Below are 14,568 nucleotides of genomic sequence, written 5' to 3' on the forward strand. Positions count from 1 at the left end.
GCGATTTTCCACCCAGAAGGGCCTTCGTCGGTGGTGGTTTCCTAGGCCTTTTCCGCACCCACCAGCCAGGCGATTACGTCATAAAAAGCAGGGCCGTCGGTGGCGGTTATCCTTCTGCACGAGACAAAGCTCGACTCGCTAGGTGCGAGATTGTAGACATAGCGATCGTTGAACTGCTCGCCACCTTTAGTGCGTTGAACCGCCACGGTCGCGCGGATCGGAAAATCCTTCGAGGCATTGATCACATGCCAGGAGAAAAAGCCGCCGCAAGCGTTGTCCGGCCAGCTCTCCACCGAAGACAGGTGGTTTGGGGCAACAGTATCGGCGAACGCGAATCCCGGCGGGCCGACGAGCGGAACGCAAACGGTGAGTAAAGCAATACCTTTAGCGATGCATCTCACGATCATGTTCTCCGATATTGAACCCATGCATCCTATCGCCGTAGGGCTTGAAGCGCTGATTAAATCGGGCGCTTTCATCGGCCTGACGGCCACGAGTTAGAACGGTGGCGGATCGTTCTCGCCTGACGGTGCGGGCCCGGTTTGCGTGATTTGGGCGGCTTGGCGGGTTTGGCGGTTGTGGTGGCGTTCGGTGGCGATGCGGGTGGCGCGGTCTTGGGCGCGAGTGCGGCGGCGTCGGGGCATCATGGCGGTGCGTTCGGCGCAGTAGTCCTGCGCGGCTGGGTCGGCTGCGGCGGCGGGCAGCGCCGCCGTGGGTGCGCACAGGCTGGGGAACAGCAGGGCGCTGCCCGGGGTGGTGACGTAGCTGTGCCCGGTGGGTAGCCGCCAGATCACACTGCCGTCGGGCAGTTGTTCTTCGCGCCAGCCCCAGAAGGTCTTGAGCAAATGATGTAGCCGGCACAGGCATTTGAGGTTCGACGCGTGCGTGACCCCGCCGGAGCTGTAGGGGACGGTGTGGTCGATGTCGCAGCCCGACGCGGGCTGGTCACAGCCCGGCGCCCGACACGTCAGATCCCGGCACCGCACGAAATCGGCCAACGCTTTCGAGGGCACATAGCCCTGCTCCGGTGCGGCGTCCGCGGGGTGGATCAGCGGCACCAGCTTGGCCGAGGCGGCCAACTCGGCGATCAGCTCGGGTGGGATCAGCCCGTCGGCACCCAGCTCGCAGCCCGGGGCGGCCCCGTCGCGCCCGCCGAGGGCGCCCTGTTCGGCGAGCACATGGATCACCACCGGGCCCGCCGGCGCGCGGGTACCGGCGGTGCAGTCGGTGCGCCCGCAGCGGCAGCCCAGCCGATCGGCCCCGGCGGCCAGCGCCCCCAGCGCGTCGGCGCGGCGCTGGGTGTGGCTGCGCGGATCATGCGCACACACCGTGGCCGCCAACGCGTTCAGCCGTGCCTCCAACGCGTGGGCGTCCGGGCTGAACAGCACACCCTCGAGGCGGGCAAGGCCCTCGCCCATGTCGGCGATCCACACCTCGCGGCCCGCCGCGCGCTCCCGACGCCGCCGCACCGCATCGGCATCGGCGGCCGCCACGATCTTGTCCACCCGCGCGGCCACCCGCGCCGGGGTCAGCGACGGCCAGCGCCCCACCACAGCCGCCAACTGCCCATCCACCACCGCCAGCACCGCGGGGTCGGTGAGCAAATCGGTGCGATACACCAGCGTCTGCACCATCCGAACATCGATATCCCCGGCAGCGAACACCTCAGCCACCCGCGGCAACCGCTCCCGCAGCGCCCGGGCATAGCGCACCCGGCCGGCCGCCAACCCCTGGCCGATCCCCAACTGCGCAGCCACCTCCGCGGCCACCGCCGCCTCGGTATCCACCGCCCAGTCCTCGGTCTCCCCACACCGGGACAACCGATAGGCGAACAACTCCCCAATCGCCGCCAACTGCGCGGCCGCCGCCCGATTCTCCAGCCGCGCAAAACGCGAGACCCGCTCCAGCAGCGCCGAAGACTCCACCGTCTTCGACGGACACCGCCGCTCGAAAAGCTCATCGAGCTCGGCGATCACCGCCGCCGACGCCCCGGGATCGAACATACATTCGATCATGCCACCGGCCTACGACCGCGTTGACTCGTCAGAAATGCGCGCGAAAGGGTGAGTCGTTGCCTCACTGAAAATGCGCGCGTACGCCCAGTGGATGGGGTTGACGTTGGCAGAGCGCAGAGCAATCACCGAGACGACCGCGACCCGCTACCAGCAGGCGAGCAAGCGCGCTAAGAGCCGGATCCTCGACGAGTTGTGCGCCAATACCGGATGGCATCGAAACCATGCCCGCAAGGCCCTCAAGGCCGCACTGGTGCCCACGGTCGTGACGCCGCGCAATCCACGGCCGGTGAAGTACGGCGATGATGTCATCGCTGCGTTGATCCGCTGCTGGGTGGTGCTCGAAAGGCCGGCCGGCAAACGGCTCGCACCCATGCTCACAGAGCTGGTGGCCGTACTGCGCTACTTCGGGGAGCTGATCATCGATGACGCCACCGCGGAGTTGTTGGTGTCGATGTCGGCAGCCACCATCGATCGCCGCCTGGCCGATCAGCGAGCCAAATACTCGCTGCGCGGACATGTGGGGACAAAGCCGGGATCGCTGCTCAAAAGCCAGATCCCGGTGCGCACCTGGGCCGAATGGGACGACGCTCGACCGGGGTTCGTCGAGATCGACCTGGTCTGGCATGACGGCGGCAACCGCGGTGGAGGCCATGCATTTACCTTGACCGTCACCGATATCGCCACCGGCTGGACCGAGAACCGCTCCGTGCCGGACAAGACCGCCAAATGCGTGCTGGCAGCCCTCAATGACATCGCCGGCAAAATGCCGTTCCCGATCCTGGGCGTGGACTCCGATAACGGCTCAGAATTCATCAACGACCACCTGCTGGGATGGTGTCAAGGACGCCAGATCACCTTCACCCGCGCACGACCGGGCAATAAGAACGACGGTTGCCACGTCGAGCAGAAGAACTGGGCGGTGGTCCGTACCGTGGTCGGCTACCACCGCTACGACACAGCTGCAGAACTGTTGCTACTCAACGAGATCTGGCAGTTGCAGTCCAAGCTGACCAACTACTTCTACCCGCAGCAGAAACTGATCTCCAAGGTCCGCAAAGGCGCCAAAGTGTCCAAGAAACACGACACCGCCACCACCCCATTTCATCGCGCGATCGATCACCCCGCCATCACCGTGGAACGCATCGTGGCGCTAACCCGGACCTACTCGCTGATCAATCCCGCCGCCACCCAGCGCCAGGTCCAAGCCCTCACCGCCCAGCTCCACACCCTCACCACCAGCAAAGCTGCACCCGGCGCCACAGCTCCAATCAACAAGCGCGCACGTTTACGTGAGGCAACGAATCCGCCTTCGCGCGCATCTTGACATGAGGCAACAGGACGACAAACTCGTCGGCTAGTCCCCCTGGCGCACCCACGAGAAGATGTACAGGCTCATCGCCGTCACCAGCGCTAGCAGCACCCATTGCACCAGGGCCTGGTCGATCCATGAACCGGGCGGTGGGCTGCCGGGAAGGATGTTGCGCAACGGTACGACGGCGAACAGCATCGCGGCGTACCACGTGCCGAACGGCGGCACGAACTTCCGCCTGCCCATCGCCATCGGAATGGCCACCAACAGCGCCAAGGTCGGCAGCGCCATCAGGACAAGGCAGATGACCAGGTCGAAGACAAGCGGCCCGTCGGCCCTCTCCAGGGTGATGACCACGTTGCCGGTGTCCATGGACCGCGAAGTCCGAAGTCCGCTCGGGTCACGGACGCGCTCGACGTTGATGTTCCAACCGTCCAAAGATCCGGTTACCTCGACGATGGCCGGTACCTTCTTGCGATTGTCACCGGACCCCACGAACGCGTCGGCCGCGATCGGCTCGGTCTTGTACTTGTCGAATGGCCAGTTCCGCGGATTGCCATGCGCCTCGATGGTGGTGGTGAGTTGCGCCGGCGCCTTCCCCTTGGGGTAGGCCAGGTCCCCGAGGTCGCTCGTCGGATACAGCCGCACGGCGACGTCGTTGCCCAGCACGTCGAATCGTGGGTCGTACTGCGCAACCCCCGGATAAACGAGCACGTTCACGGTCAGGCGATTGGCGACGGGTTTCAGCTCCTCGACGCGCAGCTGCACGATGGTGGCGTCGCCCCCGCCCTGGCTGAGATCCAACGGAGGGAGCGGACCCGATTCCCGCTGCAACGCATGGACACCGAGCAGCGAGAGCGCGTAGGTGATCACGACGGTTACCAGGATGGCCACGCCGATCTCGATCTGCGACTTCTTCAACTTCGGCGGCTTGACCTTGGCCGCCGATTTCTTCTTCTTCTTCGGCGCCGCTGGCGCCGCGGCCGGCGCGCCGACAGGTGGTTGCGCCGGCGCCTCAGACGTCATCGGTCGACCGCCGCAACTGCTTGCTGGAGCCGTGCGGGTATGGCCGTCGAGGTCCACTGTGTCGGGGCACCACGTGGTGGGATGCTAGCGAACGGCCATCCTGGTCGCGCGGTGAATTCCCATGTCCGCCTGCACCTGGCGGTTCCGTCACCCGCTGGACATCCTCGGTTCACCCACTGGACGACGGCTCGCACCGGCGCCGGACGGCGACCCAGCGAACCGTTTGCTAGCGGGACTCCGGGTCCGCCACGCAGCGGAACCCGATGTGGGAGGTCGCCGAGTCCTGCGACTGCGGCGACCGGGCCGCCGGGCGGTAGCGGTGGCAATACTCCGCCGCGCACAGGTGCGAACCGCCTTTGAGCACTTGGTTGACCGAAGGATTCGGGGGTCCCGTTGGGGCGCAACAGGCCTTCGGCGGCTGATCGAGCCGGTGGTGCGCGGAGAACTCGGTGGCGGTCCACTCCCACACGTTGCCGATCATGTCGAACAGGCCGAACCCGTTGGGCGGAAAGGTCCCCACCGGAGAAGTCCCCACCCAGCCGAGCGCACCTTCGTTGCGATAGGGAAAGTCGCCCTGCCAGGTGTTGGCCATCAGCCGGCCATCGAGCCTGGCCTCGTCACCCCAGGGGTAGGTCGTTATGCTTCCGGCGCGCGCCGCATACTCCCATTCGGCTTCACTGGGCAGGCGGCGGGCCGCCCAGCGGGCGTAGGCCGCGGCGTCCGGATAGGCCACCTGTACCACTGGATGATCGGGGCGGCCCGTGATGTCGCTGTCCGGCCCGAACGGGTGGCGCCAGCTGGCCCCCGGCACCCAGTGCCACCATTGGCGCCAGTCACGCAGGTCCACCGGGCCCGGCGTCGGGCGAAATACCATGGCCCCCGGACACAGATCGCTGGGATCGGCGCCGGGGTAGAGCGCGGCGTCGATCGGTTGCTCGGCGACCGTCAGATAGCCCGTGGCCGCGACGAATTCGGCGAACTGCGCGTTGGTCACGGGGTGCCGCTCCATCGCAAACGGGCCCACGGTGACGGTGTGGACGGGTACCTCTTCGGGATAGAAGCTCGTCGAGCCCATGCGGAATGACCCGCCGGGCAGCTCGACCAGCTCGGTAAGCACCACCTCAGCGTAGGGCCACCGCGGACTGCCGGGTGACAACGGGAGGAACGCGCGCATGCGCGGATAACTGTCAGACAACCGCACAACCGGACACGTCGACGCAGGGCGACATGAACCGCCCTCCGCCCCAGGCGATAACGGCCGTGTGACGCCCGCCGTTCGCCCGGCCGAGCCAACCAGTTCACCTGAATTTGGTTTGCCTGCCGGTTCGATGACGGTAAGTCTCGACATGTGCCGAAAGGGGCGACGCTCCCGACCCCGCGCTCGCCGTCGGCGCCGGGCGCCATCGTCGTCGCCGCCGACACACCCCCCGGATCTGTTGCCGCAAGGAAATCATCGAAGTGAAGCGCAATCGATTGGCTGCCACCGTGAGCATGCTGGCCGCGGGCGCTCTGGCGCTTCAGGCATGCAGCAACGCTCCCGCCACTCTGCCGTATACCGCTGGGGCGAAGGTCAACTGCGGCGGTGACCAGAACTTGTCGGCCAGCGGATCGACCGCACAAGCCAACGCGATGAACCGGTTCATCGCCGCCTACACCAAGGCCTGCCCCGGGCAGAACCTCAACTACACGGCCAACGGGTCCGGTGCGGGAGTCGCCGATTTCCTGGCCGGCAAAACCGATTTCGCCGGATCCGACATACCGCTGACGCCCGACCAATACGCCGTGGCGAAACAGCGATGCGGTGGTGCCGACGCCTGGAACCTGCCCGTGGTGTTCGGCCCGCTGGCCATCACCTACAACCTCGCCGCGACCGATTCCTTGGTGCTTGACGGGCCCACGCTGGCCAAGATCTTCAACGGAACCATCACGCGCTGGGACGATCCGGCCCTCACTGCGCTCAACGCCTCCATGCCGGCCGAGGACATCCACGTCATCTACCGCAGTGACGCCTCGGGCACCACCGACAACTTCCAGTCCTATCTGCAGGCCGTGTCCGGAGGCGCGTGGAACAAGGGCACGGGCAAGGCGTTCAACGGCGGCGTGGGAAACGGTGCCGCGGGCAACGCCGGCACCGCCGCGCTGGTCAGAACCACCGAGGGCGCGATCAGCTACAACGAGCTGTCGTTCGCGCTGAAGGAAGGGCTTTTCGCCGCGGAGATCAAGACGCCGGCCAGCCGCAGGTCGTTGCGGCCGGTGCGGATCGGCGCCGACGCGGTCGGCAAGACCATTTCCGGCGCCAAAGTCATCGGCGAGGGCAACAACCTCGTGCTCGACCTCTCGGCGTTCTATAACCCGGCCCAACCCGACGTCTACCCGATCGTGTTGGCCACGTATGAGATCGTCTGTTCGACCTATCCCAGCGCCGACGTGGCCAAGGCGGTCAGGGCGTTCCTGCAGGCGGCGATCGGTCCCGGCCAGGTCGACCTCGCGAAGATCGGCTACATCCCGCTATCGGTGGACTTCCGGGCACGGGTCTCGAGCGCCGTCGACGCGATCGGCCCCGGCGACACATCGAGTTCGGAGTAGCCGCCGGCCGCTAGGCCTTCTTCGGCGCCTTTTTCTCCCGGAACCGCCACCAGGCGACGATGAACAGCGACATCGCGGTGACCAGTCCGATCAACACCCACAGCACGATGGCCTGGTCGATCCACGAACCCGGTGGCGGAGAACCCGGGAGGAAGTTGCGCAACGGGACGACGGCGAACAGCATCGCCGCGAACCACGTTCCGAACGGCGGCAGGAACGTGGTCCGCCCCAGCGCCATCGGAATGGCCACCCACAACGCCAGCACCGGCAACGCGATGAGGACCAGACAGATGCCGACGTCGAAGATCAACTGCCCCTTGGACCGCTGCAGGGTGACGATCACGTTGTCCTGGACGTCCGGGTTTGGGTCTTCCGGATCGTGGACGCGCGTCACGGTGGCGTCCCAGCCGTCCAGCTTTCCGGTCACCTCCACCCGCGCGGCGGCCTTGTCGCGGTTCTGGCCCGAACCGGTGAACACGTCGGCCGCAAGGACTTCGGTCCGGTACGAGTCGAACGGCCAGTTACCGGGATCGCCGTGGGCGACGAGGCCGGTGCTGACTTGCGCGGGCGCTTTGCCCACCGGGTACTGCAAGTCCCCCAGATCGTTCTCCGGGTACAAGCGCACGGCCGCGTCGGTCGTCAGCACACCGAAGTTCTTGTCGTACAGCGAGTCCTTCGGGTAGACAAGCACGTTCACCGTCAGACGGTTCGCGACGGTATCCAGCTTCTCGAGGTGGACCTGCACGACGCTGTCCTCGGCCTCGAGCTTGCTGAAATCCACCGGGGGCAACGCGGGCGACGACTTTGCCAGCAGGTGCACGGCGATCAGCGACAGCACATAGATGACGATGACGGCCACGACAATGCCGAAACTGATCGCGATTTGCCGACCCCGGGGGGCGGCCGGCGCCGGCGGCGCGGGGGGAGCCGGGGTCCCGGCGGTCATTGAGGCATCACGGGCCAGATGCTAGCAGTGACAATGACAATTTTCAGGGGACAGTGACGGCGAAGTCCTGCATTACCGTCGATTTCGCCGCCTCGAAACCCGGGGCTTTGCCGGGCCCCTGCAGATGGACGGCGACCAGATACGCCTGGGTGTTGGTCCAGATGTGGGTGATGCGGTCGGCGAATTCGTTTGCTCCGGTCCCGCCACCGGTGCCGTTGAGCAGCTGGCTGCTGTAGCCGCAGAACTGGGCGGCCGTGACGGTGACCTTGACGTTCGGGTTGGCCGTGCGCAAGTCGCTGGCATAACGCAGGAAAGCCCCGCCCGGGTCGAGGTCGGTGCGCGCGATGGTCACCCGCACCGACATGCCGTCCGGGCCGGTCGCCGTCAACGCCACGTCACCGGTTCCCGGGGCGGAACTCCAGCCGTCCGGCAGCGGGACCGTGAGCACCGGCGCCACCGGGTCGGCCACCGAGGCCTTGGTCATGGAGCCGCTATTCGGCGGCGGGAAGCACACCAGGGCATTGGGCGGAATGTGATCGGGCAGAGTCGTTTCGACGCCGGGCACCGGCTCGGCCGGGTCGGACAGGCGCGTGGTCGAGGTCGTCGACGGGGCGGTGTGACCGATCGCGGTGCCGCCGGTGGTCTTCTCGCATCCCACCGCCGGGAGGGCCAGCAAGCACAGCGTCAGGACTTCAGTCGCGCGAAAACGCAAGCGCAATTTCGGCTTCCACGTCCACATAGGGCCGCCCGGACAGGTCGACGGTGACTTGCGTGATGGTGCCGCCGGTGAACGAGAACGGCGCCTTGTAGCGGCTGCACACCGCCGAGCCGCCGTTGCGCCCAACCGTGATGCCGGCCCCGGCGATCCCGAACGTCCCGGGATGCGTCTGCACGTCGGCGAGGGTGCCGACCACGTCGTCGTCGATGAACAACGTGACGTCGCCAAGCGGCGTGTGGCTGTCCGGCACGGTTCCGGTCCGCGAATAACTCACGCCGAGCAGATGCCTACCCAGCGGCACCGCGACCGACGACGACACGGCCTGCCGGCGCTCGCCCAGGAAGTTGTAAACGTAGTGCAGGCGTCCGTCCTGGATGAACAGCACGTGCCCGCCGTGCGCGCCGCCCTGCTTGAAGAGCACCCCCTCCGCGCCGGTGGTGTCCACGCTCACCTCGGCCAGCACCGAGAAGGACCGCCCCCGGATTTCGGCGCCCGCGCCGATGCTGACGTCCGCGCAGTCGGGATAGTAGACATAGCTTGACCGTTCACCGACGAGGTACGGGCGGAACCGCATCATCGTCTCCATGATGTTCAGGTCCGAAAGCGGTAGCCCGTTGTATTTGGCGGCTTCGGAGTACCACAGCGCCTTGAGTTCCTCGAGCTTGTCCGGGCGTTGGGCGGCCAGGTCGTGGCACTGGCTGCGGTCGGCCTCGATGTGGAACAGCTCCCAGCGGTCGGTGTCGAAATGCGACCACCCGGCCGGTGTGGCCGCATGGATGGTGTTGGCGAACCAGCCCTGATGCCAGATCCCGCGGGTGCCGAGCATCGAGTAGAACTGGGTCTGCTTCCCGGTGTCGGCGGCCGGATCGGCAAGGGCGGCTTTGAAACTCACACCATCGAGGGGCTTTTGTGTGATGCCCCGGACGGTTTCGGGCGGCGTCATGCCCAGCAGGTCGTAGACCGTGGGGGTGATGTCGCAGACGTTGACGTAGGTGTCGCGGATCTCCCCATGGGCGGCAATCCCGTTGGGCCAGGAGATGATCGCCGTGTCGGCGATGCCGCCCTCGTGCGACGCGTACCGCTTGTACAGCTTGTACGGGGTGTTGAAGGCCATCGCCCAGCCGATGGGGTAATGGTTGTAGGTCTCCGGGCCGCCGAGCTGGTCGAAGAGCTTCATGCTCTCTTCGACGGTGTCGATGTAGCCGTTGAAGAACTTGCCCTCGTTCACCGACCCGTTCGGGCCGCCCTCCCCGCTGGCGCCGTTGTCGGAGATCACCACGATGATGGTGTTGTCCAGCTGATTGGATTCCTCCAAATAGTCGAGGATCCGGCCGATTTGGGCGTCGGTGTAGGTCAGGAAGCCGGCGAACACCTCGGCCATGCGGGAGAACAGCTTCTTCTCGTCATCGCCCAGCGAGTCCCACGGCCGCACCGTGTCCTGCAGGGGCCAGGGCTCGCCCTGCGGCCCCGTGACGTCCGCGTACGGGTTGACCGGCGACAGTTCGGTGTCGGGCGGCACGATGCCCATCGACTTCTGTCTTTCCAGCACGACCTCGCGGTAGGCCTCGTAGCCCATGTCGAACTTGCCGGCGTAGCGGTCGGCCCATTCTTTGAAGACGTGGTGCGGCGCGTGGCCTGCGCCGGGGCACACGTAGCTGAACCATGGCTTGTCGGGGGCGATCACCTTGGCGTCGCGGATGAACTCGATGGTCTTGTCGGCGATGTCCTTCGAGAGGTGATAGCCGTCTTCGGGTGTGCCCGGGGGGTTGACCGGGTGGTTGTCGTACACCAGGTCGGGATACCACTGGTCGGTCTCGCCACCGAGGAAACCGTAGAACCGCTCGAAGCCGCGCGACACCGGCCAATGCCGTTTGGTCGACGCGAGATTGGACTCCTCGAGCGGTGTCAGGTGCCACTTGCCGACGCAGTACGTGTTGTAGCCGCGCTCGGCGAGCACTTCGGAGAGCAGCGCCGTGTCGAACGGGATCCGACCGTTGGCGTTGGGGAAGGCGTCGGTGAATTCCTCGATGGTGGCCATGCCGACCGTGGTGGCGTTGCGGCCGGTCAACAACGACGCACGGGTCGGTGAGCACAGCGCGGTGGTGTGGAATTGCGACAGCCGGACGCCGCGCTCCGCGACGCGGGTCATCGCGGGCATCTCGACCAGCCCGCCGAAACAGTCCCACGTCGCAATGCCGGTGTCGTCCCAGACCAGGTACAGGATGTTCGGCGAATTCTCCGGCGCGGTCGGCGCGGCGTAGGGGCCCCAGTCCGGCTCGGAGTCGCGGATATCCAGTTCGATCTTGCCTTGAAAGCCTCGGGAGTCAGTCGACATTCGCCGAGCGTAGCGCGGCCGCGAAATTTCCGACCTCTTTTCGCGGCGGCGTTACGCTCGCGCAAAACGAAGCGCCCGAGACCTTCGGGTCTCGGGCGCTTCCTGCCACTTCGAGGCTACTTGGCCTTCTCCAAAACTTCGACAAGCCGCCACCGCTTGGTCGCCGACGTCGGACGTGTCTCCATCAGCGAGACGCGGTCGCCGATGCCCGCGGTGCTGTTCTCGTCGTGCGCCTTGACCTTCTTGGTGGTACGGATGATCTTGCCGTACAACGGGTGGCGCACGCGGTCTTCCAGCTCGACCACGATGGTCTTCTGCATCTTGTCACTCACGACATAACCGATGCGCGTCTTGCGCCGTCCACGCACCTTCGGATTGGCCGGAGTGTGCTTGGCGCCCTTCTCTTTCGAGCCGGCGTCCTGCGCGGCCGCCTTCTTCGCTTCTGCCATCACGATTCCTTACCGTCAGGCCCGGAAGCCAGGCCCAGTTCCCGTTCGCGCAGCACCGTGTAGACGCGCGCGATCTCCTGCCGGACCGTGCGGAGCCGGCGGTTGTTGCTGAGCTGCCCGGTCGCCATCTGGAAACGCAGGTTGAACAGCTCTTCCTTGGATTCACGCAGACGCTCGGTCAGCTCCTCGTCGGTGAGCTCACGCAGTTCGCCAGGCGAAATTCCCACTGCCATCAGAACTGATCCTCTCGGGTCACGATGCGTGCCTTGATCGGCAACTTGTGGATTGCACGGGTGAGTGCGGCCCGGGCCACCTGCTCGTTGGGGTAGCTCAGCTCGAACAGCACGCGGCCCGGCTTGACGTTGACCACCCACCATTCGGGTGAACCCTTACCGGAACCCATCCGGGTCTCGGCGGGCTTCTTGGTCAGCGGGCGGTCCGGGAAGACGTTGATCCAGACCTTGCCGCCACGCTTGATGTGGCGGTTGATGGCGATACGCGCGGACTCGATCTGCCGGTTGGTGACATAGGCGTGCTCCAGGGCCTGGATGCCGTAGTCACCGAAGTTCACCGCCGTGCCGCCGCTGGCGATGCCGCGCTGGCGGGGGTGGTGCTGCTTACGGTGTTTAACCCTGCGGGGAATCAACATGATTCAGCTCTCCGTGCTCTGCGGTTCTGCAGCTGGCGGCGTCTCCGCCGCGGCGGTTGCAGTGCTTTCTTCGGCGCCCGCGGCGGCGCGGCCGGCCTCGGTGCTGGTCGCCGTCGTGCCCGAGGCACCGCTGCGCCGGGGCCGCGTGCCCGACGGGCGCTCGCGGCGCGGACGGTCGGCGCCCGCCGGGGCGGCGGCGGCCAATTCGCGCTTGCCACCGACGATGTCGCCCTTGTAGATCCACACCTTCACGCCGATCCGGCCGAAGGTGGTCTTCGCCTCGTACAGGCCGTAATCGATGTCGGCGCGCAGCGTGTGCAGGGGCACCCGGCCCTCGCGGTAGAACTCCGAGCGGCTCATCTCCGCGCCGCCGAGACGGCCCGAGCACTGCACCCGGATGCCCTTGACGTTGGGCTGGCGCATCGCCGACTGGATCGCCTTGCGCATGGCGCGGCGGAACGCCACGCGGTTGCTCAGCTGCTCGGCCACACCCTGGGCCACCAACTGCGCCTGGGACTCGGGGTTACGGACCTCGAGGATGTTGAGCTGAACCTGCTTGCCGGTCAGCTTTTCCAGGTCCGCACGGATGCGGTCGGCCTCGGTGCCGCGACGGCCGATGACGATGCCCGGACGCGCGGTATGGATGTCCACCCGCACCCGGTCGCGGGTGCGCTCGATCTCCACGTCGGCGATGCCGGCGCGCTCGAGCCCGGTGGACAGCAGCCGCCGGATCGCGACGTCTTCCTTGACGTAGTCCGCGTACTGCTTGTCGGCGTACCAGCGCGACTTCCAGTCCGTGGTGATGCCCAGCCGGAACCCGTGCGGATTGATCTTCTGGCCCACTAGTCTGAGCCTCCCTTCGCGTCAGAAGCCTCAGACGTTTTGGCGGGTGCCTTCTTGGCGGGCGCCTTCTTGGCAGGCGCCTTGGATGCGGCCTTCTTCGCGGGGGCCTTCGCCGCGGCCTTGCTGGCCTCGGCGCGGCGGGCCCGCGTCGACTTCGCCGAACGCTGGTCCTTGGCGGGCCGGCTCTCCAGCACGACCGTGATGTGGCTGGTGCGCTTGCGGATCCGGAACGCGCGACCCTGCGCGCGGGGGCGGATGCGCTTGGCGGTCGGGCCCTCGTCGGCGTAGACGGTGGCGACCACCAGCGTGGAGGGATCCAGCCCGTTGTTGTTCTGCGCGTTCGCCGCGGCGCTGGCGATCACCTTGGCCACCGGCTCGCTGGCGGCCTGCGGCGCCCAGCGCAGGATGTCCAGCGCGTCGGCCACCGACCGGCCGCGCACCAGGTCGATCACCCGGCGCGCCTTGGTCGGCGACACCCGCACGAACCGCGCCTTGGCGACCGCGGACGGGAATTCGGTTGTGGTCATCGCCGTTTCGCCTTCCGGTCGTCCTTGATGTGTCCCTTGAAGGTGCGCGTCGGCGCGAACTCACCAAGCTTGTGACCGACCATCGCCTCGGTGACGAACACCGGGACGTGCTTGCGTCCGTCGTGGACGGCGAAGGTGTGGCCGATGAAGTCCGGGATGATCGTCGAACGCCGCGACCAGGTCTTGATGACCTGCTTGCTGTTCTTCTCGTTCTGCGCGTCCACCTTCTTGAGCAGGTGGTCGTCGACGAACGGGCCCTTCTTCAGGCTGCGTGGCATGTGCTTGTACTCCTAGTCCCGGAACTTCCTCAGCGACCGTGCTTCTTGCCGGTGCGCCGGCGCCGGACGATGAGTTTGTTGCTGGCCTTGTTCGGGTGGCGGGTGCGGCCCTCCGGCTTGCCCCACGGGCTCACCGGGTGCCGACCGCCGGAGGTCTTACCCTCACCACCACCGTGCGGGTGGTCCACCGGGTTCATCACCACACCACGGACCGAAGGGCGCTTGCCCTTCCACCGCATCCGGCCGGCCTTGCCCCAGTTGATGTTCGCCTGCTCGGCGTTGCCCACCTCGCCGACCGTGGCGCGGCAGCGCACGTCGACGCGGCGGATCTCACCGCTGGGCATGCGCAGCGACGCGTAGGTGCCCTCCTTGCCGAGGAGCTGGATGCTCGAGCCGGCGGACCGCGCCAGCTTGGCGCCACCGCCCGGCCGCAGCTCCACGGCGTGGATCACCGTACCGGCCGGGATGTTGCGCAGCGGCAGGTTGTTGCCCGGCTTGATGTCGGCGTTCGCGCCCGACTCCACCACGTCGCCCTGCGAAAGACCTTGCGGCGCGATGATGTATCGCTTCTCGCCGTCGAGGTAGTGCAGCAGCGCGATGTTGGCGGTCCGGTTGGGGTCGTACTCGATGTGCGCGACCTTGGCGTTGACCCCGTCCTTGTCGTTGCGACGGAAGTCGATCACCCGGTAGGCGCGCTTGTGGCCGCCACCCTTGTGCCGGGTGGTGATGCGGCCGTGCGCGTTACGGCCGCCATGGCCGTGCAGCGGGCGCACCAGCGACTTCTCCGGCTCCGTCCGGGTGACCTCGGCGAAGTCGGACACGCTGGAGCCGCGGCGGCCCGGGCTCGTCGGCTTGTACTTACGAATTGCCATGTCTAATCAGGTCTT

The 14,568-nt window shown here is 66.7% G+C and carries 16 protein-coding genes; 2 read left to right on the forward strand and 14 right to left on the reverse strand.

The window, feature by feature from the left end; all coding sequences use genetic code 11:
• Window positions 1–41 precede the first annotated feature (41 nt).
• Window positions 42–428 carry a hypothetical protein gene (locus U8D42_RS17640; protein ID WP_322859505.1) on the reverse strand — a complete coding sequence of 129 codons (387 nt, stop codon included), beginning with the start codon at window positions 426–428 and terminating at the stop codon, window positions 42–44.
• A 69-nt stretch (window positions 429–497) separates the two neighbouring features.
• Window positions 498–2,003, reverse strand: coding sequence for an HNH endonuclease signature motif containing protein (locus U8D42_RS17645; protein ID WP_322859504.1), 1,506 nt, complete (start codon window positions 2,001–2,003; stop codon window positions 498–500).
• Window positions 2,004–2,106: 103 nt separating this feature from the next.
• Between U8D42_RS17645 and U8D42_RS17650 the strand changes: the two genes are divergently transcribed.
• Window positions 2,107–3,339: a transposase family protein gene (locus tag U8D42_RS17650; protein ID WP_348636969.1), complete on the forward strand. Its 1,233-nt coding sequence runs from the start codon at window positions 2,107–2,109 to the stop codon at window positions 3,337–3,339.
• Between the two features lie 30 nt (window positions 3,340–3,369).
• On the opposite strand, the gene U8D42_RS17655 is transcribed toward U8D42_RS17650, so the two are convergent.
• On the reverse strand, window positions 3,370–4,350 hold the full coding sequence (locus tag U8D42_RS17655) for a DUF4436 domain-containing protein (RefSeq protein WP_322858765.1): 981 nt from the start codon (window positions 4,348–4,350) through the stop codon (window positions 3,370–3,372).
• A 226-nt stretch (window positions 4,351–4,576) separates the two neighbouring features.
• Entirely contained in the window at window positions 4,577–5,467 is an 891-nt protein-coding gene (locus U8D42_RS17660; protein WP_322858764.1) for a formylglycine-generating enzyme family protein, read from the reverse strand.
• A 341-nt stretch (window positions 5,468–5,808) separates the two neighbouring features.
• Here U8D42_RS17660 and pstS point away from each other — a divergent pair, with 341 nt between their 5' ends.
• Window positions 5,809–6,936 carry a phosphate ABC transporter substrate-binding protein PstS gene (gene pstS / locus U8D42_RS17665; RefSeq protein WP_244275180.1) on the forward strand — a complete coding sequence of 376 codons (1,128 nt, stop codon included), beginning with the start codon at window positions 5,809–5,811 and terminating at the stop codon, window positions 6,934–6,936.
• 10 nt (window positions 6,937–6,946) lie between these two features.
• Here pstS and U8D42_RS17670 read toward each other — a convergent pair whose 3' ends face one another.
• The 10 genes from U8D42_RS17670 to rplB all read right to left on the reverse strand — a co-directional run bounded on the left by U8D42_RS17670 (window position 6,947) and on the right by rplB (window position 14,553).
• Window positions 6,947–7,882, reverse strand: a complete 936-nt coding sequence (locus tag U8D42_RS17670; protein ID WP_085240515.1) for a DUF4436 domain-containing protein — start codon at window positions 7,880–7,882, stop codon at window positions 6,947–6,949.
• Window positions 7,883–7,925: 43 nt separating this feature from the next.
• Window positions 7,926–8,600 carry a hypothetical protein gene (locus U8D42_RS17675; protein WP_322858763.1) on the reverse strand — a complete coding sequence of 225 codons (675 nt, stop codon included), beginning with the start codon at window positions 8,598–8,600 and terminating at the stop codon, window positions 7,926–7,928.
• A complete protein-coding gene (locus U8D42_RS17680) occupies window positions 8,575–10,935 on the reverse strand; it encodes an arylsulfatase (protein ID WP_322858762.1) in 2,361 nt (786 codons plus the stop codon). Before U8D42_RS17680 ends, U8D42_RS17675 begins: the two co-directional genes overlap by 26 nt.
• A 116-nt stretch (window positions 10,936–11,051) precedes the next feature.
• Window positions 11,052–11,384, reverse strand: a complete 333-nt coding sequence (rpsQ, locus tag U8D42_RS17685; protein WP_085240517.1) for a 30S ribosomal protein S17 — start codon at window positions 11,382–11,384, stop codon at window positions 11,052–11,054.
• Window positions 11,384–11,617 (reverse strand): 50S ribosomal protein L29, encoded by a 234-nt coding sequence (gene rpmC, locus U8D42_RS17690; protein ID WP_067274850.1) that lies wholly within the window; start codon window positions 11,615–11,617, stop codon window positions 11,384–11,386. Before rpmC ends, rpsQ begins: the two co-directional genes overlap by 1 nt.
• Entirely contained in the window at window positions 11,617–12,033 is a 417-nt protein-coding gene (gene rplP, locus U8D42_RS17695; protein ID WP_007167840.1) for a 50S ribosomal protein L16, read from the reverse strand. Before rplP ends, rpmC begins: the two co-directional genes overlap by 1 nt.
• Window positions 12,034–12,036: 3 nt before the next feature.
• Complete coding sequence (rpsC, locus tag U8D42_RS17700; protein ID WP_067924222.1) at window positions 12,037–12,876, reverse strand: 30S ribosomal protein S3; 840 nt, start codon at window positions 12,874–12,876, stop codon at window positions 12,037–12,039.
• Window positions 12,876–13,403, reverse strand: a complete 528-nt coding sequence (gene rplV, locus U8D42_RS17705; protein WP_085240518.1) for a 50S ribosomal protein L22 — start codon at window positions 13,401–13,403, stop codon at window positions 12,876–12,878. Before rplV ends, rpsC begins: the two co-directional genes overlap by 1 nt.
• Window positions 13,400–13,681, reverse strand: a complete 282-nt coding sequence (rpsS, locus tag U8D42_RS17710) for a 30S ribosomal protein S19 (protein ID WP_085077188.1) — start codon at window positions 13,679–13,681, stop codon at window positions 13,400–13,402. The genes rplV and rpsS overlap by 4 nt, the downstream gene beginning before the upstream one ends.
• Before the next feature lie 29 nt (window positions 13,682–13,710).
• Complete coding sequence (gene rplB / locus U8D42_RS17715) at window positions 13,711–14,553, reverse strand: 50S ribosomal protein L2 (protein WP_085240519.1); 843 nt, start codon at window positions 14,551–14,553, stop codon at window positions 13,711–13,713.
• Between the last annotated feature and the right edge of the window lie 15 nt (window positions 14,554–14,568).

It is taken from the genome of Mycobacterium europaeum (assembly GCF_034555895.2).
In the GTDB taxonomy this organism is placed as follows: domain Bacteria; phylum Actinomycetota; class Actinomycetes; order Mycobacteriales; family Mycobacteriaceae; genus Mycobacterium; species Mycobacterium europaeum.

Coding starts and splice junctions, on each gene's coding strand:
- U8D42_RS17640 (WP_322859505.1), bottom strand. CDS start 428: ATGGGTTCAATATCGGAGAACATGATCGTGAGATGCATCGCTAAAGGT.
- U8D42_RS17645 (WP_322859504.1), bottom strand. CDS start 2,003: ATGTTCGATCCCGGGGCGTCGGCGGCGGTGATCGCCGAGCTCGATGAG.
- U8D42_RS17650 (WP_348636969.1), top strand. CDS start 2,107: ATGGGGTTGACGTTGGCAGAGCGCAGAGCAATCACCGAGACGACCGCG.
- U8D42_RS17655 (WP_322858765.1), bottom strand. CDS start 4,350: ATGACGTCTGAGGCGCCGGCGCAACCACCTGTCGGCGCGCCGGCCGCG.
- U8D42_RS17670 (WP_085240515.1), bottom strand. CDS start 7,882: ATGACCGCCGGGACCCCGGCTCCCCCCGCGCCGCCGGCGCCGGCCGCC.
- U8D42_RS17680 (WP_322858762.1), bottom strand. CDS start 10,935: ATGTCGACTGACTCCCGAGGCTTTCAAGGCAAGATCGAACTGGATATC.
- rpsQ (WP_085240517.1), bottom strand. CDS start 11,384: ATGGCAGAAGCGAAGAAGGCGGCCGCGCAGGACGCCGGCTCGAAAGAG.
- rpmC (WP_067274850.1), bottom strand. CDS start 11,617: ATGGCAGTGGGAATTTCGCCTGGCGAACTGCGTGAGCTCACCGACGAG.
- rplP (WP_007167840.1), bottom strand. CDS start 12,033: ATGTTGATTCCCCGCAGGGTTAAACACCGTAAGCAGCACCACCCCCGC.
- rplV (WP_085240518.1), bottom strand. CDS start 13,403: ATGACCACAACCGAATTCCCGTCCGCGGTCGCCAAGGCGCGGTTCGTG.
- rpsS (WP_085077188.1), bottom strand. CDS start 13,681: ATGCCACGCAGCCTGAAGAAGGGCCCGTTCGTCGACGACCACCTGCTC.
- rplB (WP_085240519.1), bottom strand. CDS start 14,553: ATGGCAATTCGTAAGTACAAGCCGACGAGCCCGGGCCGCCGCGGCTCC.